At 70.6% G+C, this 25656-nt stretch carries 21 protein-coding genes and 1 pseudogene; 8 read left to right on the plus strand and 14 right to left on the minus strand.

Annotated features, from left to right (window positions below; translation table 11 throughout):
* The first annotated feature begins 200 nt into the window (after positions 1-200).
* Positions 201-755, plus strand: coding sequence for a DUF4190 domain-containing protein (locus MED01_RS10560; RefSeq protein ID WP_238668329.1), 555 nt, complete (start codon positions 201-203; stop codon positions 753-755).
* Between the two features lie 96 nt (positions 756-851).
* On the opposite strand, the gene MED01_RS10565 is transcribed toward MED01_RS10560, so the two are convergent.
* Complete coding sequence (locus MED01_RS10565) at positions 852-2141, minus strand: cell division protein PerM (protein ID WP_238668330.1); 1290 nt, start codon at positions 2139-2141, stop codon at positions 852-854.
* A gap of 200 nt (positions 2142-2341) precedes the next feature.
* Between MED01_RS10565 and MED01_RS10570 the strand changes: the two genes are divergently transcribed.
* On the plus strand, positions 2342-2608 hold the full coding sequence (locus MED01_RS10570; protein ID WP_196919730.1) for a DUF4190 domain-containing protein: 267 nt from the start codon (positions 2342-2344) through the stop codon (positions 2606-2608).
* 73 nt (positions 2609-2681) lie between these two features.
* On the opposite strand, the gene sucD is transcribed toward MED01_RS10570, so the two are convergent.
* From sucD to icmB, 3 genes are all read right to left on the minus strand, one after another.
* Positions 2682-3569: a succinate--CoA ligase subunit alpha gene (gene sucD, locus MED01_RS10575; RefSeq protein WP_238668331.1), complete on the minus strand. Its 888-nt coding sequence runs from the start codon at positions 3567-3569 to the stop codon at positions 2682-2684.
* Positions 3570-3571: 2 nt separating this feature from the next.
* The gene (gene sucC / locus MED01_RS10580) at positions 3572-4750 is read right to left on the minus strand and encodes an ADP-forming succinate--CoA ligase subunit beta (RefSeq protein ID WP_238668332.1); all 1179 of its coding nucleotides are present in this window, start codon (positions 4748-4750) and stop codon (positions 3572-3574) included.
* Positions 4751-5181: 431 nt separating this feature from the next.
* Positions 5182-5586, minus strand: a complete 405-nt coding sequence (gene icmB / locus MED01_RS10585) for a coenzyme B12-dependent isobutyryl CoA mutase small subunit (protein ID WP_238668333.1) — start codon at positions 5584-5586, stop codon at positions 5182-5184.
* A gap of 485 nt (positions 5587-6071) precedes the next feature.
* Between icmB and MED01_RS10590 the strand changes: the two genes are divergently transcribed.
* Together MED01_RS10590 and MED01_RS10595 are read left to right on the plus strand one after the other, a co-directional pair.
* Entirely contained in the window at positions 6072-6779 is a 708-nt protein-coding gene (locus MED01_RS10590; RefSeq protein WP_238668334.1) for a M23 family metallopeptidase, read from the plus strand.
* Positions 6780-7051: 272 nt separating this feature from the next.
* Positions 7052-7831: a M23 family metallopeptidase gene (locus tag MED01_RS10595; protein WP_238668335.1), complete on the plus strand. Its 780-nt coding sequence runs from the start codon at positions 7052-7054 to the stop codon at positions 7829-7831.
* A gap of 105 nt (positions 7832-7936) precedes the next feature.
* Here the strand turns inward: MED01_RS10595 and pcrA are convergent, their stop codons facing one another.
* Complete coding sequence (gene pcrA, locus MED01_RS10600; RefSeq protein WP_238668336.1) at positions 7937-10342, minus strand: DNA helicase PcrA; 2406 nt, start codon at positions 10340-10342, stop codon at positions 7937-7939.
* A gap of 326 nt (positions 10343-10668) precedes the next feature.
* Here pcrA and MED01_RS10605 point away from each other — a divergent pair, with 326 nt between their 5' ends.
* Entirely contained in the window at positions 10669-11058 is a 390-nt protein-coding gene (locus MED01_RS10605; protein WP_238668337.1) for a chorismate mutase, read from the plus strand.
* Between the two features lie 179 nt (positions 11059-11237).
* On the opposite strand, the gene MED01_RS10610 is transcribed toward MED01_RS10605, so the two are convergent.
* The 7 genes from MED01_RS10610 to MED01_RS10640 all read right to left on the minus strand — a co-directional run bounded on the left by MED01_RS10610 (position 11238) and on the right by MED01_RS10640 (position 19509).
* On the minus strand, positions 11238-12251 hold the full coding sequence (locus MED01_RS10610) for an ABC transporter ATP-binding protein (RefSeq protein ID WP_308193446.1): 1014 nt from the start codon (positions 12249-12251) through the stop codon (positions 11238-11240).
* Positions 12244-13272 (minus strand): ABC transporter ATP-binding protein, encoded by a 1029-nt coding sequence (locus MED01_RS10615; protein WP_091406372.1) that lies wholly within the window; start codon positions 13270-13272, stop codon positions 12244-12246. The genes MED01_RS10610 and MED01_RS10615 overlap by 8 nt, the downstream gene beginning before the upstream one ends.
* Before the next feature lie 26 nt (positions 13273-13298).
* The gene (locus MED01_RS10620) at positions 13299-14267 is read right to left on the minus strand and encodes an ABC transporter permease (protein ID WP_238668338.1); all 969 of its coding nucleotides are present in this window, start codon (positions 14265-14267) and stop codon (positions 13299-13301) included.
* On the minus strand, positions 14260-15186 hold the full coding sequence (locus MED01_RS10625; RefSeq protein ID WP_091406376.1) for an ABC transporter permease: 927 nt from the start codon (positions 15184-15186) through the stop codon (positions 14260-14262). The genes MED01_RS10620 and MED01_RS10625 overlap by 8 nt, the downstream gene beginning before the upstream one ends.
* A 148-nt stretch (positions 15187-15334) precedes the next feature.
* On the minus strand, positions 15335-16975 hold the full coding sequence (locus MED01_RS10630) for a peptide ABC transporter substrate-binding protein (protein ID WP_238668339.1): 1641 nt from the start codon (positions 16973-16975) through the stop codon (positions 15335-15337).
* Between the two features lie 579 nt (positions 16976-17554).
* Entirely contained in the window at positions 17555-18241 is a 687-nt protein-coding gene (locus MED01_RS10635) for a response regulator (protein ID WP_238668355.1), read from the minus strand.
* Between the two features lie 2 nt (positions 18242-18243).
* Entirely contained in the window at positions 18244-19509 is a 1266-nt protein-coding gene (locus MED01_RS10640; protein ID WP_112622580.1) for an ATP-binding protein, read from the minus strand.
* A 155-nt stretch (positions 19510-19664) separates the two neighbouring features.
* On the opposite strand from MED01_RS10640, the gene MED01_RS10645 reads away from it, so the two are divergent.
* From MED01_RS10645 to MED01_RS10655, 3 genes and pseudogenes are all read left to right on the plus strand, one after another.
* A complete protein-coding gene (locus MED01_RS10645; protein WP_238668340.1) occupies positions 19665-21458 on the plus strand; it encodes a PspC domain-containing protein in 1794 nt (597 codons plus the stop codon).
* Positions 21455-21638, plus strand: a pseudogene (locus MED01_RS36070) (hypothetical protein); the annotation flags it as partial. The gene MED01_RS10645 and the pseudogene MED01_RS36070, both read left to right, overlap by 4 nt.
* A gap of 738 nt (positions 21639-22376) precedes the next feature.
* A complete protein-coding gene (locus MED01_RS10655; RefSeq protein WP_238668341.1) occupies positions 22377-23630 on the plus strand; it encodes a phosphatidylserine decarboxylase in 1254 nt (417 codons plus the stop codon).
* A 59-nt stretch (positions 23631-23689) separates the two neighbouring features.
* Here the strand turns inward: MED01_RS10655 and MED01_RS10660 are convergent, their stop codons facing one another.
* Positions 23690-24640, minus strand: a complete 951-nt coding sequence (locus tag MED01_RS10660; protein ID WP_238668356.1) for a CDP-alcohol phosphatidyltransferase family protein — start codon at positions 24638-24640, stop codon at positions 23690-23692.
* 345 nt (positions 24641-24985) lie between these two features.
* A partial coding sequence (locus MED01_RS10665; RefSeq protein WP_238668342.1) for an NUDIX hydrolase occupies positions 24986-25656 on the minus strand: 671 nt, incomplete at its 5' end.

Below are 25656 nucleotides of genomic sequence, written 5' to 3' on the forward strand. Positions count from 1 at the left end.
TGCCGCTCGCTCGGGCCGAACGCCGCGCCGGCCCACACACCGCCACTGATCCGGCACACGAAGCGGTCGACAAGGACCCTTTTGCCTGCTTTGGGAGACATGTCTTCCTGTTGCTGTACTGGGCTTTGGGAGGACTGACCGCGATCATGGATGGAAACAAAGAGCACCAACTGACGGAACCAGTCCAAGGAGCTTCTCGAATGCAGCCCGGTAACCCCGGTCAGGACCCGTACGGCCAGCAGCCCAACCAGGACCCGACCGCTCCCCAGCCGCCGGCCGCCCCGTACGGCCAGCAGCCCACCTCCGGCCAGCCGTACGGTCAGCAGCCGCAGGACCCGTACGCCGCGCCGCAGGCCCCGTACGGTCAGCAGCCCACCTCGGGGCAGCCGTACGGTCAGCAGCCGCCGCACCAGGACCCGTACGCGCAGCAGCAGCCCCCGTACGGCGCCAGCCCGACCTACCCGAACGCCGGGTACCCGCAGGCACAGGGGCAGAACAACACCCTCGGCCTGGTGGCGCTGATCCTCGGTATCGCGTCGATCCCTCTGGCCTGCTGCGCCATCCTGGGCATCCCGGTCGGCATCGGGGCCCTGGTGACCGGCTACCTGGGCAAGCAGAAGGCTGACCAGGGGCAGGCCAGCAACGCCGGTCAGGCCAAGGCCGGCCTGATCTGTGGTGCCGTCGGCGTCGCGCTCGGCATCATCTCGATCATCCTGAGCGTGGTGCTGAACGTCAACCTGCCCGCCCAGCCCTGACGGGTTCGGATTCGACGGGGCGCTCCGGGTTCACCCGGGGCGCCCCGCGCTCGTCTACCCGCTAGACCGCGGGTCAGTGGACGGGTGGCCGCGGCTCTACTGCGCGGGCCCGCGGGTCAGCGCCCGGGTGGCGGCGGCGCCGAGCAGCGCGCCGACAGCTATGACACCGGCCGCGACCGCCCCGACCTGCCAACCCACCGGCCCGACCTGGGCCAGCCGACCGGCGCCGAGCGGCCCACCGGAGACCGCCGCGGCCGCGCCGAGCACCACCCCGGCCACCGGCCCGGCCAGCACCGCCGGCGCCAGCAGCTCGGCCCAACGCTGCGCGGCCCGCTCCGGCACTGCGAGTCGAGCCACCCGCCGGGCGAGCAGCCAACCGGCGACCATCCCGGCCAGCACCGGCACCGCGAGCAGCAGGGCGCCGAAGCCGTCCACCGGGCCGCGCGGCAGGCCAGCGAGCAGCGGCACGGCCGGCAGCGCGCCGACCGACACCTCGCTGGTACGGACCGCGGTGTCCGTCCCCACCGCGAACCCCGGCCCGAGCAGGTAACTGGTCGACCAGACCGCCGCGTTGGGCGCGTACGCCACGCTGACAAGTGTGATGCCGGCCTGCCCGGCGACCCCGGTCCGGTACGCCCCGATCATGTCGGCCGCGTCGCCGCCGCCGGTGGCCACCGCCAGGCCGGCCGCGCCCGCGCCCGCACCGAGCAGCAGCAGCCCGGCCACCAGGCCGGTGCGAACGCCGTCGCGCACCGGGCCCGGAAGCCGGGTGACGAGCAGCCGGGTCACGGCGGTGATCCGGACCGCGCCGACCAGCGCGGCGAGCGTGCCGACCGCCGCGAACGTGGCGCCCGCCCGGATCAGCGACACATTCGGCCCACCCGTGCCGACCAGCACCGCCGCGAGCGCGCCGAGCAGCGCGTACGCCACACCGACCGCGACCGCGGCGAGCAGTGCCCGGCGCGGTGAGCGGGTGTCGCGGGCACCCATCGCGCGGCTGACGTGCACGCCGGCGCGGGTCAGCCGCCAGAGCGCGAGCACTGTCAGCGCCAGCGGGGCGAGCCCGAGCGGCCCGGTCTCGGTGTGCAGCGGCACGCCGTGCCCGAGCAGCCAGCCGGCCAGCGCGGTGCGCAGGGTGCCGGTCACTGTGGTGCCGTCCGCGCCGAGCTGCACCAGGCCGAGCACGATGGCGACCGGCAGGTAGGAGGTGAGGGCGGCCCAGCAGGCGGCCACCCCGGCGGCGACTGGCAACGGCGCCCGCCCGCGCGGCGACCCGCCCGCGCGAGGCGCGGGCACCCGCCGGGCCGGTGCGGCACGGTCGACCGGCCGGTCGTCGGCGCTCACACCGCCGGGACGGCTGGGACGGTCAGGGGTGACGGGGGACATCCGCTCTACTCTGGCACGTCGCGCGGGCGGTGGCAGTCCGTTAACCCCTCCTAAGGTCGGCGAGTTCACCGAACCGACGTCCTGCCCACCCGGGCCGGTCTAGCCTCGGCCCTGAGGGGGCGCGAGTCGCCGCCACCCGGGACGGGCCCGCCGGTCGCGGTCCGGGCCGGCACGTCGCCCATTACCGCTCGGAGGACGCTGTGACGACGCCATACCCGCCTCCCCCACCCCCACCGGCCCGGGGACGCGACCGCACCACCCTCTGGGGCGTGCTGGGCATCGTGCTGGGGCTGATCTGCTGCGGCATCTTCGGCATCGTCTTCGGCTACCTGTCCATCCGCGACGCCCGGCGGTACGGGCAGTCGCCGCTGCTCGGTTACCTCGCCATCGCGTTCGGCGTGATCAACATCATCGGCGGGGCGATCCTGCGCTCGACCGGCAACTACCCGTTCTGGAACAACGACTGACCAGCGCAGGGCGCGTGTACGCCGAAGGGGGTCGACCGTGACCGGTCGACCCCCTTCGTACTGCCTGACCGGCTCAGCTGCCGGACATGATCTCCCGCATCAGCTTCGCGGTCTCGGTCGGCGTCTTGCCGACCTTGACGCCGACGGCCTCCAGCGCCGCCTGCTTCGCCTCGGCGGTGCCGGCCGAGCCGGAGATGATCGCACCGGCGTGACCCATGGTCTTGCCGGGCGGAGCGGTGAAGCCGGCGATGTAGCCGACCACCGGCTTGGTGACGTTGGTCTTGATGAACTCGGCGGCCCGCTCCTCGGCGTCGCCACCGATCTCACCGATCATGACGATGGCGTCGGTCTCCGGGTCGGCCTCGAACGCCGCGAGGGCGTCGATGTGGGTGGTCCCGATGATCGGGTCACCGCCGATGCCGACGCAGGTGGAGAAACCGATGTCGCGCAGCTCGTACATCATCTGGTAGGTCAGCGTGCCGCTCTTGCTGACCAGGCCGATCCGGCCGGAGCCGGTGATGTCGGCCGGGATGATGCCGGCGTTGGACGCGCCCGGCGAGGCGATGCCCGGGCAGTTCGGCCCGATGATCCGGGTCCGCTCGCCCTGCGCCACGTTGTACGCCCAGAACGACGCGGTGTCGTGCACCGGGACGCCCTCGGTGATCACCACGGCCAGGCCGATCGCGGCGTCGATCGCCTCGACCACGGCGGCCTTGGTGAACTGCGGCGGCACGAAGATGACTGTGACGTCGGCCCCGGTCTCGGCCATCGCGTCCGCGACGGACGCGAAGACCGGCAGCTCGGTGCCGTCGAAGTCGACGGTCTGACCCGCCTTGCGCGGGTTGACGCCGCCCACCACGTTGGTGCCGGCGGCCAGCATCCGCCGGGTGTGCTTGGAACCCTCGGAACCGGTCATCCCCTGGACGATGACCTTCGAGTCCTTGGTCAGCCAGATAGCCATGATCAGACCCCCGCAGCTGCCAGCTCGGCGGCCCGCTCGGCCGCACCGTCCATGGTGTCCACCCGCTGCACGAGCGGGTTGTTAGCGCTGTCCAGGATCGCCCGGCCAGCCTCGGCGTTGTTGCCGTCGAGACGGACGACGAGCGGCTTCGTGACCTGCTCGCCGCGCTGCTCCAGCAGGGCCAGCGCCTGGATGATGCCGTTGGCGACCTCGTCGCAGGCGGTGATGCCGCCGAAGACGTTGACGAAGACGCTCTTCACGGCCGGGTCGGAGAGCACGATCTCCAGCCCGTTCGCCATCACCGCGGCGCTCGCGCCACCGCCGATGTCGAGGAAGTTGGCCGGCTTGACGTTGCCGTGCCGCTCACCGGCGTACGCGACCACGTCGAGGGTCGACATGACCAGACCCGCGCCGTTGCCGATGATGCCGACCTCGCCGTCGAGCTTGACGTAGTTGAGGTCCTTGGCCTTGGCGGCCTGCTCCAGCGGGTCCACGGCTGCCTGGTCGACAAGCGCCTCGTGGTCCGGGTGCCGGAACGCGGCGTTCTCGTCCAGGCTGATCTTGGCGTCGAGCAGCAGCATCCGGCCGTCGCCGTTCTTGGCGAGCGGGTTGACCTCGACCAGGGTGGCGTCCTCGGCGACGAACGCCTGCCACAGGCCGACGGCGATCTCGACCACCTGGTCGGCGACCTCGGCCGGGAAGCCGGCAGCGGTCACGATCTCGCGGGCCTTGGCCTCGTCCACGCCCTTCACGGCGTCGATCGGGGCCTTCACGACCTTGTCGGGGGTCTCGGCGGCGACCTGCTCGATGTCCATGCCGCCGGCGACGCTGGCGATGCAGAGGAAGGTGCGGTTCGCCCGGTCGAGCAGGTACGAGAAGTAGTACTCCTCGGCCACGTCCGCGGTCACCGTGATCATGACCTTGTGGACGGTGTGACCCTTGATGTCCATGCCGAGGATGTCGGTGGCGCGAGCCACCGCCTCATTCGGGCCCTCGGCCAGCTTGACGCCGCCGGCCTTACCTCGGCCGCCGACCTTTACCTGCGCCTTGACGACCACACGGCCGCCAAGACGTTCGGCGATCGCGCGGGCCTCTTCCGGGGTAGTGGCGACGCCGCCGGCCAGCACGGGCAAGCCGTGCCGCTCGAACAGGTCCCGCCCCTGGTACTCGTACAGGTCCACGATTGCGCGTCCCGTCCCGTCTCCGCGGCGCGCCGTCGCGCCGCCACCAGCGTTCAGAAAACAGTTTGACGCCTGTCATCAGTTGAAACAGGCCATTGGCCGCAGCCTAGCGAGGTCGACACCGCCGGCAACCGAGCGGGTGCGCGGTGTGCGGTAATGCACAACCGGACATCAGGTGTGGCCGGTTTCCGGCCACGACTCGGTTGGCATCCACCGTCCGGGCGATGTTGTCCGGCTTGCGTAACCCCGCCGTGGGGGCGTCGTTGAGTCAGATGTCGGAGCGCTGAACAGCGCAAAGACGGGATACGGCCGATGCCCTGTCGGTCGAGGGGTGGCGGCGGGGCATCGTGCATAGAGGGGCCGGACGTGTGAGGGGTGCGTCCGGCCCCTCCCCCGTGCCCAAATTCGGTGGCGCAGCAGATCGGCGTGCCTCAGGAAACCGGCTGGGCCACGTTCTGTCGGACCCACTCGACAATCGCCTGGGTGGTGGCGCCCGGCGTGAAGATCTTCGCGACGCCCAGCTTCCCCAACTCGGGAATGTCGCCGTTCGGAATGATGCCGCCGCCGAACACGACGATGTCGCGGGCGTCCCGCTCCCCGAGCAGCTCCAGCACCCGCCGGAACAGCGTCATGTGCGCGCCGGAGAGCACCGACAGGCCGACAGCGTCGGCGTCCTCCTGGATGGCGGTCTCCACGATCTGCTCAGGAGTCTGGTGCAGGCCGGTGTAGACGACCTCCATCCCGGCATCCCGCAGGGCGCGCGCGACGACCTTCGCGCCCCGGTCGTGGCCGTCCAGGCCAGGCTTCGCGACGACGACCCGAATCCGAGAGCTCATCAGCGCACACCTTTCACCGGCTTGACCGCCATCACCTTAACGAACGGTAACCCGGCGGGCCCGGCCCGGGAAATCCGGGCTCCGTCACCGGCCGTTACCCGGCGTGCCCACCGCGCAACCCGGAGAGGTCCGGCCTGGTGCCGTGCCGGCTTCGCCACGGTCGCGTCGCTGGCAGGGCCGGGGACGTCATCCCGGCGCGGTTCGGAGTCAAGTCGGACGACTCCGCCGGAACGGTCACGCTCGGCGACGAACGGGCAGCGACGGGGGCACCGTTCGGCGTCGCGATGCATGACAATCATGGACGCAAACGGACAGATCGACACGCCAATTTTTCGGTCTAGCTTGTGACTCGCCTGGCGGTTGGCTAACGTGTCCACGGTTGTCATCAGGTCCATGGACGGGTGACGACGCGGTCAGCGGACGTTCCACTGAGGCTTCAGGGGACGCCACCGGCCGCTTCGGAACCCCGACAACGGAGGGTGTGCGTGCGCCAGCGCCTGTCGTCTGAGCCCGATCGATATCGCGGTCGCCGCCGCGTACCCACCCCACCCCGCAGCCGTTACGCCGCTGTCGTCACCACCGCGTTCGTCGGTGCCGGCATCGTGGCCCTCGGCGCGAGCGCCCTGCCGGACGCCAAGGACGTCAGCCCGACGGTTCTCGACGAGCTCAAGCAGGCGTCGGTCACCAGCCAGGACGCCGCGGCCCGTGCCGACAACGCCGACCGCGCCTCCCGGGACAGCCGCAGCACTGACAGCGCCGAGCCCGAGGTCTGGCTGCTGCCGCTGCAGGGCTACGACTTCAACTCCCCCTACGGCGTCCGCTGGGGCAAGATGCACACCGGCGTGGACCTGGTCGCCGGCGAGGGCACGCCCTACGTGGCGATCCACGACGGGTTGGTCACCAAGGCCGGCTGGTTCGGCGGGTACGGCAACGCGGTGATCGTCCAACACGCCGACGGCAGCGAGGCCATCTACGGCCACTCCTCCGCCGTGAGCGTCAAGGAGGGCCAGCAGATCAAGGCGGGCGACCAGCTCGGCCTCGTGGGTCAGACCGGCCACGCGTACGGCACCCACCTGCACCTGGAGATCCATGTCAAGGGGCAGCCGACCGACCCGGTGCCGTTCCTCCAGGAGCGCGGAGTGGACATCAAGCTGCAAGTCGAGGCAATCTACAGCGAGGTAGCCGACCGCTGACGATGCGTAACGACCGCTGACCGCCCGGATCTGTCGATCCGGGCGGTTTTGCGTTGTGCGGTCCTGGCGGATGTATCCCGGGTCACAGCGTCGAATGTGACCGACGGCACCCACCAACATGATCACTTTTCCGGATGTAGCGCCGCACAGCGGGTCATATCCGGGCACCGACCGTCAGCCCTCCCTTCGAGGGTTCGGTCCCCGCGCCTGCCCCACCTCGGCCCGACACCAGTATTTCGAGGTCAAGTGCCCCTCGACTGTGAAGGTCCGCCGTGCAGGAAGACAGCCCCGTCCAGAACGAGAACACCCCCGACACCAGCCAGACCGCGCCGCAGCGCACCGGCCGACGGAACCGCCTCATCGTGCTCGGGGCCGCCGCCCTGGTAGCCCTCGGCCTCGGCGGTGTCGCCGTCGCCACCAGCGGCACCGACCACCCGGCACCCGCCGCCGTCTCCCTCGACGCCCAGGCCCGGGCCGAGGCCGCGAGCCGGGCCGACCGTTCGGTCCGTGAGTCGAGCACCCCGGTCGTCCCCTCGCTCAGCCCGACGCCCAGCCCGTCGGCGGTCAGCGCCAGCCCGGCCCCCACGAAGACGGCCGCCGCGAAGGCCAAGCCGAAGCCGAAGCCGAAGCCGAAGAAGACCACCAGGCCCACACCTGCCTGGGTCGACCCGATGCCGGGCGCAGCCGTCACGTCCTGCTACGGGCAGCGCTGGGGCACCCTGCACGCCGGTATCGACCTGGCGCTGCCCTCCGGTACGCCGATCCACGCGGCGGCCGCCGGCACCGTGACCCAGGCCGGCGACGCCTCCGACGGATACGGCAACTCCGTCTTCATCGACCACGGCAACGGCTACCTGACCCACTACGCCCACCAGAGCCGCATCGCGGTCACCGTCGGTCAGAAGGTGAAGGCCGGCCAGGTCATCGGCTACGAGGGCGCCACCGGCGATGCCACCGGCCCGCACCTGCACTTCGAGGTGCACCAGGGCATGTGGAACCAGATCGACCCGGCCCCGTTCATGCGGGCCCGCGGCGTCGACCTGGGCTGCTGAGGCGACATCCCCGCGCGCTCCGGCGCAACAACAAGGAAAGAGTGGCCTCAGCGGTACGCGAGGCCACTCTTTCCTTGATTTGGTGCGATCTTGGGGATGCCGGGGTCAGAGTTTGTCGACCGGGGCGTGCCGGAGCACCAGCCACATGGTCTGGTCGCCGAAGTCGATCTGCGCGCGGGCACCCGGGCCGTGCCCCTCGACGGCGAGCACCCGCCCCAACCCGTACCGCTGATGGTTGACCCGGTCGCCCGCTGACACCTTCGGCCCCTGTGGCAGCTCGCTGGCCGTGGTCAGCCGGCTGGCGTCCACGCCGAGGCGCTGGGCCAGCTGCGCCGCCTTCGGCGTACCCCCGGTGAAGTTGCCACGCGCGCCGGGCGCGCGGTCCGCGCGGCCACCGACGCCGCCGCCCCCGCCAGCCCACGAGGTGTACGACCCCTCGGTCCGCTCCCAGTGCACCAACTCGGTCGGCAACTCCTCCAGGAAGCGCGACGGCGGGTTGTAGGACGGCTGCCCCCAGGCCGAGCGGGTCACCGCCCGGGACAGGTTGAGCCGCTGTCGGGCACGGGTGATGCCGACGTACGCCAGTCGGCGCTCCTCCTCCAACTCGCGGGTGTCGCCCAGCGAGCGCAGGTGCGGGAAGACGCCGTCCTCCAGCCCGGTCAGGAAGACCACCGGGAACTCCAGCCCCTTGGCGGTGTGCAGCGTCATCAGGGTGACCACACCCTGGTGGTCGGGGTCGTCGGAGGGGATCTGGTCGGCGTCGGCGACCAGCGCCACCTGCTCCAGGAAGCCGGCCAGGGTGGCACGCTCCCCCTCCTCGCCCAGTGCCTCGATCCGCTCGGTGTACTCGCGGGCGACGCTGACCAGCTCCTGGAGGTTGTCCACCCGGCCGGCGTCCTGCGGGTCCAGGCTCTCCTCCAGCTCGGTGAGGTAGCCGGAGCGGGTCAGCAGCGCCTCCAGCACCTCCTCCGGGGTGCCGGTCTCGGCCAGCTCGCGGGCGCCGTCGAGCAACGCCACGAAGTCCGCGATGCCGTTGGCCGCCCGACTGGAGATGCCCGGCGCCTCCCGGGCCCGGCGCAGCGCCGCGCCGAAGGAGATCCGGTCGCGGCTGGAGAGCGCCTCGACACACGCCTCGGCACGGTCGCCGATGCCCCGGCGCGGGGTGTTGAGCACTCGCCGCAGGCTCACCGTGTCGTCGTCGTTTACCACCGAACGCAGGTACGCCAGGGCGTCGCGGACCTCCTTGCGCTCGTAGAAGCGCACCCCGCCGACCACCTTGTAGGGCAGGCCGACCCGGATGAACACCTCCTCGAAGACGCGGGACTGGGCGTTGGTGCGGTAGAAGACGGCGACGTCGCCGGGGCGGGTCTCGTCGGCGTCGACCAGCCGGTCGATCTCCCGAGCCACCCAGTCGGCCTCGGCGTGCTCGGTGTCGGCCACGTAGCCGACGATCTGCTCGCCGGCGCCGGACTCGCTCCACAGTCGCTTCGGCTTGCGGGAGGTGTTGCGGTCGATCACCGCGTTGGCCGCGTTGAGGATGGTCTGGGTGGAGCGGTAGTTCTGCTCCAGCAGGATCGTCCGCGCGTCGGTGAAGTCCCGTTCGAACTCCAGGATGTTGCGGATCGTCGCACCCCGGAACGCGTAGATCGACTGGTCGGCGTCGCCGACCACGCACAGCTCGGCGGGCTCCAGCCCGTCGGTGCCGGAGACCAGCTCCTTGATCAGGACGTACTGGGCGTGGTTGGTGTCCTGGTATTCGTCGACCAGCACGTGCCGGAACCGCCGGCGGTAGCTCTCCGCGACATGCGGGTGGGACTGGAGCAGGTGCACCGTGGTCATGATCAGGTCGTCGAAGTCCAGGGCGTGGGCCTCACGCAGCCGACGCTGGTAGAGCGTGTACGCCTCCGCGAGCGCCCGCTCGTTGGGCCCGGTGGCCCGCGCCGCGAACTGCTCCGGGTCGACCAGCTCGTTCTTGAGGTTCGAGACCTGGGCGGCCAGCCCACGCGCCGGGTAGCGCTTCGGGTCGAGATCCAGTTCGCGGGTGACCAACTGCATCAGCCGGCGGGAGTCGTCCGCGTCGTAGATCGAGAACGTCGACTTGAGGCCGGCGTGCTCGTGCTCGGCACGCAGGATCCGCACGCAGGCCGAGTGGAACGTCGACACCCACATCAGGCGGGCCCGGGGGCCCACCAGCGCGGCGACGCGCTCCTTCATCTCGCCGGCGGCCTTGTTGGTGAAGGTGATCGCGATGATCTCGCCGGGGTGCACGTCCCGAGCGGCGAGCAGGTAGGCGATCCGGTGCGTGAGCACCCGGGTCTTGCCGGACCCGGCGCCGGCAACGATCAGCAGCGGCGAGCCGGCATGGCTGACGGCGTCGCGCTGCGGCCCGTTCAGCCCGGCGAGCAACTGCTGCGGATCGAGACGCGCGGCGGCCGCCCCGGGTCGGTGCGGGCGGGCCGGCGCGGACTCCGGCGCAGGCGGGGACGCGGGGATGTCGAAGAGAGGATGCATCGCCCGACAAGTCTATGCCGCCGGCCCGACACTGCGCCGCTGGCGCTCAGCAGCTCATGCCCGACGGCGCGCACCACCACCCGGCACGCCCACAGGCGGGAAAGGTGCCCTTCGCGACGCGGAATGCTTGCGCACCCGGCAACGACGTGGGCATACTCGACCACGTGATCGCTGCGCGCTTCTACTTTTACTATGGCACCGGGAGTCCGGCAGCCGTAGGTCGCGCCTGATCGATTCAGACCTGCTAAAGCCCCGGGCTCCTGGAGTCCGGGGCTTTTTCCGTCCCAGGTTCCGGGCACCGGGCACCACAGTGCGAGAGGTACCCGATGATGACAGACGTGATGGAGCAGAGCGGCAGCCCGATCCGACCGGGGCAGCCCGCCGCGCAGGGGGCTGAGCCGGCGGTGGCCACGCCACCGACCGGCGCGGATGCCGAGCCGGCCGAGCAGCAGACCGGCACCCAGGAGCCGTCCGCCTCGGCGCGGATCGTGCAGATCAGGGAACGGATCGACGAGATCGACCACGCGTTGATCACGCTCTGGCAGGAGCGGGCCGCGTTGTCCCAGGAGGTCGGGGTGACCCGGATGGCGTCCGGTGGGACTCGCCTGGTGCTCTCCCGGGAACGGGAGATCCTGGAGCGTTTCCGGGTCGCGCTCGGCGCCGACGGCACCCAACTTGCCCTGCTGCTGCTCCGTGCGGGCCGCGGGCCGCTGTGAGCCGCCCGGGCCGTCCGGGCCCCGGTGAGCCGACCTGGTGAGCCACACCGCCCGAGTTGGCCGCACACGGCCCGCTGACGCCGCGTGGGCTACCGGGCGGTCGCGCGGCCGATCCGGGTCACTGACAGACGAAACCGCCTGCCGTCGTCGTGGTGACGGCGGCAGGCGGTTTCGGTGACTCACACCTCGTGGCTGGCGACGATCTCGCGCTTCTCCGCGAAGTGGCAGGCGCTCGGGTGGTCCGAGCCCCGTCGGATCTCCAGCAGCGGGACCTGCTCGGCGCAGACGTCCTGCGCCTTCCAGCAGCGGGTCCGGAACCGGCAGCCCGAGGGCGGGCTGATCGGCGACGGCACGTCCCCCGTGAGCCGGATGATCGTCTTGTTGTTCCGCTGGGTCGGATCCGGCACCGGCACTGCGGAGAGCAGCGCCTGGGTGTACGGGTGGGTCGGCCGCTCGTAGATCTCGTCCTCGGTGCCGATCTCGACGATCTTGCCGAGGTACATCACCGCGACCCGGTCCGAGAGGTGGCGGACCACCGACAGGTCGTGCGCGATGAAGACGTACGACAGGCCGAACTCGCCCTGCAACTGCTCCAGCAGGTTCATGACCTGGGCCTGGATGGAGACGTCCAGCGCCGACACCGGCTCGTCGCAGACGATGATCTCGGGCCGCAGCGCGAGCGCGCGGGCGATGCCGATGCGCTGGCGCTGGCCGCCGGAGAACTGGTGCGGGTACCTGTTGATGTGCTCCGGGTTGAGCCCGACCAGGTCGAGCAGCTCGCGGACCTTGGCCCGGCGGCTGCCCTTCGGCGCCACCTCCGGGTGGATCTCGAACGGCTCACCGAGCAGGTCGCCGACGGTCATCCGCGGGTTCAGCGAGGTGTACGGGTCCTGCATGACCAGCTGGATCTGCCGGCGCAGACGCCGCAACGCCCCACCGGACAGCTTGGAGATGTCCTGGCCCTTGTAGACCACGTTGCCGGCGGTCGGCTTCTCCAGGTTCATCAGCACCCGGGCGAGCGTCGACTTGCCGCAGCCGGACTCGCCGACCACACCGAGCGTCTCACCGGCGCGCAGCCCGAACGAGACCCCGTCGACCGCCTTGACCTGACCGACGGTCTTCTTGAACACCACACCCTGCGTGACGGGGTAGTGCTTGACCAGGTCATTGACCTCGAGGATGTTCTCAGACACGGTTCACCAGCTCCTCGGCGAAGTGGCAGGCGCTGGCCCGGGCGGGGCCGACCTGCAGCAGCGGCGGGACCTTCTCCCGGCACACCGGCTGAGCCATCGGGCACCGCGGGTTGAACGGGCAGCCCGGCGGGATGTTCATCAGGTTCGGCGGGAGGCCCTTGATCGTCCGGAGCTGCTGCCCCTTCTCGTCGAGGCGCGGGATGGAGTCGATCAGACCCAGCGTGTACGGGTGCGCCGGCTTGGCGTACAGCTCGTACACGTCGGCTTCCTCGACGATCCGGCCCGCGTACATGACAGCGATCCGGTCCGCGACGTCGGCGACCACGCCGAGGTCGTGGGTGATCAGGATCATGCCCATCTGCCGCTCGCGCTGAAGCTCGGCCAGCAGATCCATGATCTGGGCCTGCACAGTCACGTCGAGCGCGGTGGTCGGCTCGTCAGCGATCAGCACCTCGGGGTCGAGCGCCAGCGACATCGCGATCATCGCGCGCTGCCGCATACCGCCGGAGAACTGGTGCGGGTAGTTGTTGAACCGGCCCTTGGCGTTCGGGATCTTGACCTGGTCGAGCATGTCGATCGCGCGCTTCTTGGCCTCCGCGCGGCCCATGCCCCGCCGGACCCGGAACTGCTCGGCGATCTGGAACCCGACGGTGAAGACGGGGTTCAGCGCGGAGAGCGCGTCCTGGAAGATCATCGCGATGCCCTCGCCGCGGATGCGGCGCCGCTCCTCGTCGGACATGCGGAGCATGTCCTTGCCGTGGAAGCGGACCTGCCCACCGGTGACGAAGCCGGGCGGCGTGTCGAGGATGCCCATGATGGTCTGCGCGGTGACGCTCTTACCGGAGCCGGACTCGCCGAGCACGGCGAGGGTCTCCCCCGCGTCGACGTGGTACGTGACCCCGTTGATGACCTTTGCGACGCCGTCCCGGGTGCGGAACTCCACCCGCAGGTCGTCGACCTCGAGCAGGCGGCCGGAGGGACGCCCGGACCCGCCAGGTCCCGGCGCTGACTGCTCGGACACGAGAATGTCGGACAACTGGATCTCCCCTAGCGGAGTTTCGGATCGAGGGCCTCGCGGACCGACTCACCGAGCATCACGAAGCTCAGCACTGCGGTGACGAGGAACGCGGCGGGGAAGAACACCAGCCCCGGCGCGACCCGGACGAACTGCTGCCCATCACTGATCATGATGCCCCAGGACACCACCGGCGACTTCAGACCGACGCCCAGGAACGACAGGGTGGCCTCGGCGCCGATGAACGAGCCGACCATGATCGTGCCGTAGACCAGCAGCGGGGCCAGGCAGTTCGGCAGCAGGTGCTTGAGGATGATCCGGCCGGTGCCGGCACCCAGCGCGCGGGCCGCCACGATGTAGTCGGCCTCCTTGGTGGCGAGCACCGAGGAGCGCATCAGCCGCATCACGACCGGCCAGCTCAGCACGATCAGCGACGCGATCACGAGGCCCATGATCTGGGCCTTGCTGTTGCCGGCGCCCGACCCGTTGAAGGTGGTCAGGATGACGATCGCGCCGAGCACGAACGGCAGGCCGAAGAAGACGTCGGCGATCCGGCTGAGCAGCGCGTCCACCCAGCCACCGCGGTAACCGGAGATGATGCCCATGGTGCCGCCGATGAGCAGGGTGCCCATCACGGAGAGCACGGCGACCACGATGGAGGCCCGTGCGCCGTAGATGACCCGGGCGTAGACGTCGCGGCCCTGCACGTCGTAGCCGAACCAGCCATTGGCGGACGGCTTGTCGAGGCTGCGGGACAGCGAGCCGTTGACCGCGTCGCCCGGGGCGAACAGCGCCGGGAAGGCCGCCATCAACAGGAAGATCACGATCAGCGTGGCCGAGATCCAGAACAGCGGCTTGCGCCGCAGATCCCGCCAGGCGTCGCCGAGCAGGCCGCGCGGCTTCTCGTTGCTCTGCGGCTGGCCCGCGGTGGCGGGAGCGGCGGAGTCGGTGGGGTGTGCGCCAGGGGTGCTGACGATCGATGCGGTACTCGGGTCACTCATAACGGATCCTCGGGTCCAGGGCGGCGTAGAGCAGGTCAACCAGCAGGTTCATCACGAGATAGACCAGCACCAGGACGACCACGATTCCTACCACCGTGGCGCTTTCCTTGGTGATGATCGCCCGGAAGACCTGACGGCCGATTCCGTTGATGCCGAAGATTCCCTCGGTGACGATCGCGCCACCCATCAAGGCACCGAGGTCGGTGCCGAGCAGGGTCACCACCGGGATGAGCGAGTTGCGCAGCAGGTGCACGCCGACCACCCGGCGCATCGGCAGGCCCTTGGCGATGGCGGTCCGCACGTAGTCGGCGCGACGGTTCTCGGCGATGCTCGTTCGTGCCACCCGGGCGATGTACGCCACCGACGCGCTGCCCAGCACGAAGCCCGGAACGATCAACTCGGACCACCGCATCTCGGAGGAGACGGTCGGCTTGATGATGCCCCACTGCACACCCAGCAGCCACTGCAGCACGAAGCCGACCACGAAGACCGGCAGCGCGATCAGGAACAGGGTGGAGACCAGGACCAGGTTGTCCAGGAAGCCGTTACGCCGCAGACCACTGAGGACGCCGGCGCCGAGGCCGATGATCGCCTCGATGGCGAGAGCCACGAGGGCCAGCTTCAGGGTGTTCGGGTACGAAGTCAGGATGATGTCGCTGATCTCGCGCTGCGAGAACGTCTGACCGAAGTCGCCCTGGAGCAGGTTCTTCATGTAGTTGGCGTACTGCACGAAGACGTTCTGGTCGAGGTGGTACTTCTCGGTCATGAAGGCGATGTACTGGTCCGGGCAGCGACGCTCGCCGCACTTGCCGGCGAACGGATCGCCCGGAACGGCCCAGACGAGCCAGTAGATCAGGAACGTCGTACCGATGAAGACCGGCACGAGTTGGAGCAGCCGTCTCAACAGATAACGGCCCATGGGGTGGTCCTCCAGACAGGGGGCGCGTCGGACGGCCGACACGGTGGTGACAACGTGCGAGTGGAGTGTTGTAACACCCAATCGCGGAACGGCCCCGGGTCGGGCTCACCGGATGTGGCGAGCCCGACCCGGGGTCAGACCGTTCGGATCAGAGCTCGACCGAGGTGATGTCGATCTCGCCGACGTTGTTCAGCTCGAGCTTCTTGATCTTCTCCGAGTGGCCGGACTGCTGACCGTAGAAGTAGACCGGGATGCTCGGGACGTCCTGGTCGACCTTCTCGACCGCCTTGGCGAACGCCTCGTGCGAGGCCTCCAGGCTCGGCGCGCCGCTGGCCTGCTTGGCAAGGGCGTCGACCTCGGTGTTGCTGTAGAGGCCGTCGTTCGAGGAGCCGTTGGTGACGAAGAGCGGGTTGACCCAGTTCTCGACGTCCGGGTAGTCCTGCTGCCAGGCAGCACGGTACGGGCCGGTCATCTTGTGGGCGTTGATGTTCTGGCGGAACACCGCGAAGGTCGGCACACCCTCGGCCCGCGCGTTGATGTTGAGGTTGGTCTTGACCTGCTGCGCGACGGCGTCCATCCAGTCCTTGTGGGCGGAGTCCGCGTTGTAGTAGAAGACCATCTCACCACTGAAGCCACCGGCCTCGGCGAGCAGCGTCTTGGCCGTCTCCGGGTCGAACTTGCAGGCGGTGCAGTTGCCCGGCTTGGCGCCCGGGGTCAGCGGGTTCGCCCAGCTGTCGGCCGGCTTGCGGGTACCGAAGAAGATCTTGTCCGAGATCTCCTGCCGGTTGACGGCCAGCGACACCGCACGACGCAGCTTCGGGTTCGCGAAGCGCTTGTCGTAGACCGGGAACGCGATGAACGCGGTCGACGGCGTGACGGTCGAGCGGCCCCGGTCACCGAGGTCGGTCTTCCACTTGTCACCGGCGAGCGCCGAGGTGGGGACAACCTCCATGAAGTCGAGGTTGTTGGCCAGCAGATCGGCGTAGGCGGCGTTGTCGTCCTGGTACAGCTTGACGTCGACGTCCTTGACCTTCATCTTGTCGCGAAGGTTGTAGTCGTCGAAGCGCGTCAGCTTGATGAGGGAGTTGTCCTCCCAGGACACGAACTTCACCGGGCCGTTGCCGATCGGCTTCGTCTTGCCGAACTCTTCCGGCTTCATGGTGAAGAAGACGTCCGGCAGCGGCATGAAGGCGCTGTAGCCGAGCTTGGTCGGGAAGACCGCGGTCGGCGCCGACAGGGTGACCTCGAAGGTCTGGTCGTCGATGACCTTCAGGCCGGACAGCTTGTCGGTCGTCGGCGTCGGGGCCTTCTTCGGGCCGTCCGCGCCATCCGGGTCCGTGGTGTAGGTCTGGTCGAAGCCCGCGATGTCCGCGAAGAAGGTGCCGTTCTGCGCGCCGTTCGGCGAGTAGGCGGCCCAGTTCCAGGCGTCGACGAAGTTCTTCGCCTTGACCTCGGTACCGTCGTGGAACTTGGTACCGGCCTTGATCTTGATCGTGAAGACCTTGGAGTCCGTGGTGTTGATGGACTCCGCCAGCGCGTTACGCGGGGCCCCACCGTCGTTCGGGTACTCGACCAGGCCGGTCCACATCCAGTCGATGATCTTGCCGCCACCGGTCTCCGTGGTGTTCGACGGGACCAGCGGGTTCTCCGGCTGGACGCCGTGAACAACGATCGAGCCGTCCGCGCTGGCGGCAGTGTCGCCGTCGCCGCCGCTCGAGCAACCGCTCGCGACAAGCGCGGCAGCCGCGCTGAGCGCGATAGCGCTCGTCGCCCGCTTCGAGACTCTCATTCCGAGGGGCCTCCTCTTTCTAACCAGGTTCCGTCGTGGGTTTCACGCACGTTTGGGGGTGACACCGCCCGACCACCCCGGGGCGCGGGTCGCCGGGACCACAGGGAAGTTGGGGACACCCCTGATGTTCCGATCCGCCGGGCTCCCCCACCAACGAGGCCTGACACGACGCAACCGACACAGCCACGGGCCGCCGAGATCGGCGAAATCGTGGTCGTGGGGCGTACGGAGTGCCACACACCGATGGTGAGGTGCTGCCACTGTGACACCCACTGGCCTCTTCCGTGAAGGTGCCGTTATCAAGCCGTTAGTTGCCCGCCACGTTGCCGATACTTGAAAAATGATCATAAAACGCCCGACGCGGGCGGCACTGAGCAGGAAATACGTTGCGCCACCCGAACAGTGGGCCTCGGCCCCTGCGCGAGCGCCGAGGTCACCCGAGCCCGCCGGGACGTCCGTCTCCACTCACGTTTCGACCCGTCCGGATGAGGGCCCCTACGGCTACCCGGACACGATCATCGGCTGGGTGTACGAGGGCGCGCCGGCCGTTTCTCTGATCCTCGCCGGCGCGACGAGCCGTCACACGAGGCGGCGATCCGCCGCCCAACGGGAGAGCTCGTAGCGGTTGGACATCTGAAGCTTGCGCAGCACGTTCGACACGTGCGTCTCCACAGTCTTGATGGAGATGAAGAGCTCCTTGGCGATCTCCTTGTACGCGTACCCCCGGGCCAGCAGCCGCAGCACCTCACGCTCACGGTTGGTGAGCTGATCCAGCTCCGGGTCGGCCACCGGCGCGTCCGGTCGGGCCGCGAAGGCGTCCAGCACGAACCCGGCCAGCCGTGGGCTGAACACCGCGTCCCCGTCGGCCACGCGACGGATCGCCGCAGCCAACTCGTCCGGGGAGATGGTCTTGGTGACGTACCCGCGGGCACCGGCACGGATCAGCCCGATCACGTCCTCCGCCGCGTCGGAGACGCTCAACGCGAGGAACTTGACCTGCGGGTGCGTACGCCGCATCGCCTCCAGCACCGCGCGACCGCCGCCGTCGGGCATGTGCACGTCGAGCAGCACCACGTCCGGGCCGACGACGGCGATCCGGGTGACCGCCTCGGCCACCGTGCTCGCCTCGCCCACCACCTCGACGTGGGCGCCCAACTCCGCACGCACCCCGGCTCGGAACATGGCGTGGTCGTCCACCAGGAACACCCGCAGCCGCTCGGGGCGGGCCTCCGCCGGGTCGAGGTGCTCGGTCGGCTGCTCGGCCATGGTCATCTGTTCCTCTCCGCTGCGGACGAGTCCCGGGAGATCGGCAGGATCAACCGGACCTCGGTCCCCTCCCCCGGGCCGGACCGTATTTCGGCCCGTCCGCCGTGCCGCTTCATCCGCCCGATGATCGAGCCGCGTACGCCGTGCCGGTGGTCCTCCACGGTATCCGGATCGAAGCCCTTCCCCCGGTCCCGGACGAAGACACTGACCTGATCCGGCTCCACCTCGGCGTAGAGCGACACGGTCTGCACACCGGCGTGCCGGGCCGCGTTCACCAACGCCTCCCGGGCGGCCGCGACCAGCGCCCCGACCTTCTCGTCGGTCTCCCGGTCCCCCACCACAACCGTCTCCACGCTGATCGCGAAGGTGTCCTCGACCTCAGCCGCGGCCTGCTCCAGCGCGGCGGCGAAGCGCTCGCTCGGCGAAGCGGTCGGCTTGTAGAGCCAGTTGCGCAGCGAACGCTCCTGCCCCCGGGCCAGCCGCTGCACCGTCTTGACGTCACCGGCGTTGCGCTGGATCAGGGCCAACGTGTGCAGCACCTGGTCGTGCACCATCGCGGCCAGCTCGGCCCGCTCCTGCTCGCGGATGCGCCCCTCGCGCTCCGAGCGGAGCTGGCTGTACGTCCGCCAGAGCACCGGCGCGGCGACCACGCCGACGCCCGCCAGCCCGACCAACGCGAAGATCACGCCATTGATCACCGCGTCGAAGTTCTGTGCCGGCGAGTACACGGCCGCGACGCCGATGATGCCGACCGCGACCAGCACTCCACCGCCGATGAACCGCAGCACGAAGGCCCGCCGGTCGCTCTCCTCGACGACCGCGCCGAGCCAGGGCACCGGCATCGCGTCGCCCCACTGTCGCCGCCGCTCGGGCGCGGACTGATGCCAGATCACCCCGGCGCCGACAGCGATGATGGCCACCAACCAACCGGCGGTGCCCGCCGCGCCGACCGAGTCGAAAACCATCACCTGGATCAACAGGACACCGAGCCCGATCCCCACGAACGGCAGGAGTTGGGCGACGTCCCGCCGGGGCGGCACCGCCGTGTCACCGGGACGCAGCGGCACCACCGCCCAGAAGGCGGCGTAGAGCAGCAGGCCGAGCCCGCTGAGCCCGAGCAGGACCATGAACGCGACGCGCACCCGCAGCACCGAGATGCCGAGATGGTCGGCGATACCGGCGGCGACGCCGGCGGCCATCCGGTGCTCCGGGGCGCGGTACAGGCGCGGGGGCGAGGTCACGGTGCTGATCGGAGGCTCCCTGGTCACAGTGGCGGACAGGTCGAGGTCGGTGACTCGATCGTCACACGCTGCGGCGTCCGCGACCACGGGGACGCCCCCGACATTCCGGCCGCAGGATCTCAGGGTGGGGTCAGGGTCGGGTCCTGAGGTCGTTCGGGTGGGCCGGGCAGCAGGATCGAAGCATGACCGAGGAAGCTGCCCCGCCGCCCCGACCGGGGTCGGCACAGCCGGGCGGTTCAGCACCGCCCCCGCCCACCACCACGCCCACCGAATGGACCGAGCCCAGCACGTTCGGTCCGCACGCTGGCACCGACGCGACCGCCGGCACCGCGCCCGGCGAGCCGACCGACGGCTACGCGCCACCCACGGCGGGTTACGGCCCAGGCCCGGGGTTCGCGGCGGGCACCGGCTACGGCCCGGGCGGCACGCCACACCGGCCGGGTGGTCCCGGTCCGTCCGCACCGCCACCGCCGCTGGGCGGCACCGGCTTCACCTCGCGGTACGGGCTGGTCCGGCCGCGCGAGGGGCGGTATCTGGCCGGTGTCTGCGCGGCGATCGGGCGCGCCACAAACACCGATCCGGTGCTCTGGCGGGTGCTGCTCGCGGTGCTCGGGTTCTTCGGGGGCATCGGCATCCTGGTGTACGTCGCCGCCTGGCTGATCATCCCGAACGAGGGCGACACCGCGTCCCCCGTCGAGTCCATGCTCGGCCGTGGTCGTTCCAGCATGTCCCCGGTGACGGTGATCGTCCTGGGCATCCTGGTCGCGGCCAGCTTCGCGTACATCGTCACCGACGCCTTCCGCGCGGTGCTGCTCGGCGCGGCCATCCTGGTCGCCGGAGCGCTCCTGCTCAACCGGGACGGCCGCAATCCACGGCCCGGCACCCCGGGTGGTCCGCCGCCCGCCGCGCCGGCCGGCAACCCGGCCGGTCCGGTCGTCCCACCGGTGGCCTGGCCCGCACCGTCGTACGGCGCGACGCCGTCGACCGGCCCAGCGGTGACGCCGCCGATGTTCAGCACCGGTCCGGGGTACGCCACAGCGACGACGGGGGCGACGCCCACCGCCACCATCCCGGCGTACGACGCGCCGACGACCAGCGCGACGCAGCCTGTGTCGGCAGTCGGCCCGGTGTCCGGGCAACCGGCCGGCACCACGGCCGCCCAGCCCGGCTGGCCGAGCACCGCCATGCCCAGCGCCGGCTGGCCGTCGGCACCGGTGAGCAGCACACCCACCGCCCCGACCGGCTATCCGACCGCCCCGCCACCCTCCGGTTACCGTCCACCGTTCGCGCCGCACGGCCCGTACGCTTCGCCGACACCGGCCGCGCCTCCTCCGCCCAAGCCACCGAAGCCGCCGAAGCGCCCCAAGGAGCGGTCGCCGCTCGGCGCGGTGACCTTCTCGCTGATCTTCCTGGTGCTCGGTCTGGTCGCCCTGCTCGACCTGCTGGACGTCTTCGCCATCAGCGCCTCGGCGTACTTCGCTGCCGCTCTGGCCACTATCGCGCTGGGCCTGCTGGTCGGCACGTGGTTCGGGCGGGCACGCTGGCTCATCGCGCTCGGTCTGGTGACCGCGGCGGCGCTCGGCACTGCGACAGTCGCCGAGTCCTACGACCGGATCCGGGGGGTCGACGGCGCGGTGACCTGGGCGCCCACCGACTACCGCGACCTGGCGGACCGGTACGAGAACAGCTTCGGTGACGCAGTGCTCGACCTGCGCGGGATCGACTTCGCGAAACGGGACAGCCAGGTGACAGTGGCAGTCAACTTCGGCCAGGCGACGGTGGTCGTGCCGCCGAACGTTGACGTCACCACGGTGGCCGACGTCAACGCGGGTGACGCCACCATCTTCGGCAACCGCTCCGGCGGGCTGGACGGTCGCCTGCGGGAATCCACGGACGTCGGCGCGGACGGGCCCGGCGGCGGGACCCTGCGCCTCTACATCCATGTCAATGCCGGCAACCTGGAGGTGACCCGGTGAAGGCTCACCGCACGGATCTGGTGTCGTTCGCCTTCGGGCTCGTGTTCCTGGCGCTGTCCGCCTGGTGGCTGCTCGCCCAACTGCTCGGGCTCGCGCTGCCGCCGGTCGGCTGGTTCCTGGCCGGCGCACTCATCCTGATCGGGGTCTTCGGGCTGGTCGGCGCGCTGCGCTCGGGTCGACCGAACCAGCCGGAGCCGATTGCAGAGGCCGGTGCCGGTGCCGGTGCCGCCGAGGCTGTCGCTCCCGTCTCCGGCACGTCCGTCTCCGGCGTACCCGTCTCCGGCGCCGCCACGTCGACGTCCGGCGCGGCCCTGCCGGTCTGGGAAGCCGAACGGTCCACCTGGGACATTCCCTCCTCGGACCCGACGCTCGTCTCGGACCCGACGCTCGTCTCGGACCCGACGCTCGTCTCGGACCCGACGCTCGTCTCGGACCCGAGGCCCGTCTCGGACCCGAGGCCCGTCTCGGACCCGACGCTCGTCTCGGACCGGGCGTTGGAGACGCCGACCACCGAGGTACGGGCGCAGGACGTGCCGGCCACCGACGTGATCCACCCGGCCTGGCTGGCACATCCGCCGACCGAGCCCATTCCCGGCCAACCCGGCATCGGCAACGACGAGCCGACAGTCGGGAACCTCGCCCGCCCGGCCTCGGCAGAGGAGGACGAGCCGACCCGGTCCGACCAACCGGTCGAGGCCACCGGCGACCAGCCGGGTGACGAGCGCGAGAGTCCGCGCAGGCAAGCCTGACATCGGGCACCCGTCCGCGTCGGTCCACCGCATCCCCACGGCGGTGCGGCCGGCGCGGACGGACGCATATGCTGGCTGGTGGAGATCTCGCCTCCGCCGGCCGGCCCGTCCCGCCCATGGCGGTCCCGCCGCGATTCCCGTCTCTACCCCCGTCAGGAGCCCGCCCGACATGACCCAGTCCCCCGCCGTGCGTACCACCGGCCGGTCCGGTCCGGTCCGCATCGGCGAGCGAGCCGCCCGTACCCTCGTCGCCGAGCTGGCCCGGATCAACGACCCCAAGGCCGCCCTGCTGGTCGGGGTGACCCCGGACTCCGCGGTGCTGGCCGCGGCTGTCGATGCGCTGCTCCCCGGTGACCGGCTCACCGTGGTGCCCGCCGAGCCGTTCGGCGCTGCGGCGCTGCGCGAGCACGTCACAGCCCAGGGCCGCTGGGTCGCCGACCGGGTGAGCGTCATCGACTCGCTGGCCGAAGCCGAGGCCGCCGCGGTCGTCATCGCCGCTGAGGTGTTCACCGGCACCGCCGAGGCCACCCGCAGCGGCGTCGAGGGGTTGACCAAGTACCTGACCGACGGGGCGGTGCTGAGCGTGGCGACCGTCGCCACCCCCGGCCGGACCGAGGGTGCCGCCGCCGAGCTGGCCCGACAGGACGCCCTCAACGGCGTCGGCGCCGATCTGGTGCTGCGTAACTCGCCACCGGTGCGTGTCTACCGACTGCGCTTCACCCCGGCCAGCCCGACCACGGCCGACAGCCTGGCCCCCGCCTACCGGCCGTCGAGCGTGCCGGTGACCCGGGGCATGCACATCGACTCCAACGGCGTGGCGGCGGCGGGCATCGCGCTGGGCCTCGCGGCACTGGCCCGGGTGGCACGCCCGTCGTCCAAGCTGTGGCTGCTGCCGGCCCTGGCCGCCGGGCCGGTCGCCGCGTTCTTCCGGGATCCCGAACGGGACGTGCCGGAGGACCCGAGCGCCGTGGTCGCCAGCGCGGACGGGAAGGTCCTATCGGTGCAGCGGCTGCACGACGAGCGCTTCGGCGACGGCGAGTGGCTGCGGATCGCCGTGTTCCTGTCGGTGCTGGACGTGCACGTCAACCGCACCCCGGTCGCCGGCAAGGTGGTGGACTACTTCGTCGCCGACGGCGGCTTCGTCAACGCGATGAAGCCGGACGCCGAGCACAACGTCGCCGCGTACACCGTGCTGGACACCGCTCGCGGCACCGTGGTGGTCGCGCAGCGGACCGGGCTGATCGCCCGCCGGATCGTGCAACGCGCGCCAATCGGCGCGCTGCTGGCCAAGGGCGAGCGCTTCGGGCTGATCCGGTTCGGCTCCCGGACCGACGTCTACCTGCCCGCCGATGCCGCGGACCCGCTGGTCGGGCCGGGCGACAAGGTGGTCGGCGGGTCCACCGTCATCGCCCGCTGGCGCTGACCCACAAACGCAAAGAACGGGGCGCCGCTGTCCGCGGCGCCCCGTTCTTTCTGCTCAGATCAGGCGGTACGACGTTGCCGCAGCCAGAGAACCGGCCCGCTGACCAGGTAGCCCACCACGATCAGGGCGAACGTGAGCCGGATGTCGACCAGCGCGCCGATCACCGGGGCCAGCCAGAGCCACGGCGGCAGCTTCACCAGGCGGGCGAGCTTGGCGTACGGGAAGCTCGACACCATCGCGAAGGCCAGCAGCGCCACCCCGGCGACCAGCACGGCACCGGGCACCGGCAGGCCGATCGCCACCGTCACGGCGAGCACCGCCGCCGCCATGGTGGTGGGCACCCCGCAGAAGAACCTGCCGTCCTTGGGCGAGACGTTGAAGCGGGCCAGTCGAATCGCGGCACACGCCGCGACCAGGGCGCACGCCACCGCCGCCGCCGCCGTGGAGACGGAGCCGGCGAGCGAGGCGTAGACCACCACTGGCGCGGCGAGACCGAACGAGCACATGTCGGCCAGTGAGTCCATCTGTGCGCCGAACGGGCTTGCCACCCCGAGCCGCCGGGCCAGTGCGCCGTCCAGACCGTCGAAGCCGACGCACGCGATCAGGCAGAGCGCCGCCATCCGCACCTCGCCCTGCATGGCCAGGAAGATGGCCAGCATGCCGAGCATCAGGCTGGCCAGCGTGCAGGCGTTGACCAGGCCGAACTTCATCCGACGCGCGATGGTGCGCTCGCCGGGGAGCAGTGGGATCGAGTGGGCCTCGTCGGTCTGCGTCATCGGCGGCATCGCCGGGCTGACCGGCATGACCGCGGCGACGTCGGCTCGGTCCAGGCCCAGCGTCGGGTCCACGCCCAGTGTCGGCCGGCTGAGCCGGTCCAGGCCGTAGCGACGGCGCTGCCGATCGGCGTACCGGTGCTCGGTCGGGGCCAGGTCGGTCGGGTGCAGGTCGCCGTCGCGGCGGCCGACCCGGACCAAAAGCACCTGGCGGGCGAACGTGCTGCTGCGGCGCAACCGGCCCGCCCAGCGACGCCCTGCGGGGCGCGGACTGTCAGTAGTACGACGCCGGCGCCATGGGGCTCTCGGCACGTTTCCTCCATCACCGGATCTGCTGACCGCCAAATGGCGGGTGTCCGGCTGTCTCGTGCCGGACCTTGCATGGCCCGGCAGCCGTTTTGCGGAGTACACCATCGCATAGGGGAACATGGCTTGGCGATAGCTGCCGGCGGTACTTATATCTGGCTTAAACCGCTCGAACCGCTCGCTTGTTCCCATCCCGGGCTTCATCGCCCGTTTCCTCCATCATTCCCGCCTTTGACTGTACCGGAGGGTCACCAAGTCGGCTCACCGAGCGGGGTGCTATCGGCCACTCTGTCCGATTGCCACGGCAGCGATGTCGCTCAACGGCAGGTCAGTCGCCTCGTCGCGGGTGAACCACCCCGCCCGCGCCGTCGACCCCCCGGCGGACTCGGTGACCACCGCGTCGGTGGGTACGTCCACCAGCACCCGATAGATCACCCGTACGCCATGCCAGTCCAGAGGTCGACCTTCCGGGCCCAGCGCGGCGGGATTGTGCAGATTGTTGACGCCAAGAAGCTCCACGACCCTGCCCACCTGCCCGCCCTCCTCGACCAGCTCCCGCAGCAACCCGGTGGCCGGCTGCTCGCCGTGATCGGTGCCACCGCCGGGCAGATGCCACAGACCGGCCCCCGGGTAGCCGTCCGCGATCTGGGTGAGCAGGATCCGCCCGGCGGGATCGGTGACCAACCCGTACGCCCCGAAGCGCAGCCGGCGGTCAGGGTGCTGCGGCGGCAACAGGTCCCGCGAACGGTGCGCTGCCGGCGGCAGTGGCGTGACCGGCAGGCCGAGCGCCTCGGCGGTGAACGGGGTCAGCGGCAACTGCGCCACTTCCGCCAGCGAAAGCCAGCCAACTTGATCAACCAGAGCAGCCCCGCCGGCCCGCAACCCGCCCCGGGGCTGGGCGTTCTCAGGCCCCGCGCCCTGAGGCCCCGCGCCCTCAAGCCCCGCGC

Origin of the sequence: Micromonospora alfalfae (assembly GCF_022230925.1) — a bacterium.
In the GTDB taxonomy this organism is placed as follows: Bacteria; Actinomycetota; Actinomycetes; order Mycobacteriales; family Micromonosporaceae; genus Micromonospora; species Micromonospora alfalfae.